This is a genomic window from Xenorhabdus littoralis (genome assembly GCF_033949345.1).
GTDB lineage: Bacteria > Pseudomonadota > Gammaproteobacteria > Enterobacterales > Enterobacteriaceae > Xenorhabdus > Xenorhabdus littoralis.
On the sequence record NZ_VCDP01000141.1, the window covers coordinates 1 to 777 of the forward strand.

Here is a 777-nt window from a genome sequence, read left to right on the forward strand (position 1 = left end):
GTTTTCTAAAAGGAACTACGCATGAAAGATATTACGGTCATTCCATCATTTGATTTTCAAGAAATGGTAACCGCTGTTCAAGACAAGGTGGTTACAACGAGCCTTAAAATAGCGTCATATTTTGGCAAACGACATGACAACGTTTTAAGAAAAATTCGTCAGGTTAGAGATGAATGCCCTGATGATTTTGCTGTCCTCAATTTTGAGGAGGCTGATTTTATTGATAAAAATGGTGACGTACAACCCATGTTCAATCTAACAAAAGATGGTTACATATTGGTAGTAATGGGATTTACTGGCAAAGCGGCAATGCTAATCAAGGTTAATTATATTCAGGCCTTTAACTGGATGGCGGAGCAAATAGACCGATGGAAATATCTTGGAGAGGAAGCCCAGCACCGGCATGCATTGAAAGTAGCTAAGTCTGAGATTAAAGCTCGAATGGGTAGCCGCTTGATGAATGATAGAAAGAAAGAGAAAAAATTACTGGCTCTGGAGTACGAGCAAATTTTATCTCTGACACAGCCAAAGCTGCTTTTCGATGAAGATTAATGGCTCAGGGGTGGGATTTGAAATCCGATCCTTTGACGCTATAAATAGTTGATATTCTCGCGGTCCTCAGTTTGGTGACCTCGGTTAATTCAGCTAACTGCTTGAAATTACCGAGGCCGTCACTTTGGCTATCAATCGGCGAAAATCTTCGCTGATTAACCTAACCCATTGATATTTTCATTGGTCATCGATTCAGTGACCATTTTACAAAATCCTCCAAAGCAT

The 777-nt window shown here is 40.0% G+C and carries 1 protein-coding gene; it reads left to right on the plus strand.

Annotated elements, in window-relative coordinates; translation table 11 throughout:
• Positions 1-21: 21 nt before the first annotated feature.
• On the plus strand, positions 22-552 hold the full coding sequence (locus tag FE394_RS18610; protein WP_319927821.1) for a Rha family transcriptional regulator: 531 nt from the start codon (positions 22-24) through the stop codon (positions 550-552).
• The last annotated feature ends 225 nt before the right edge of the window (positions 553-777 follow it).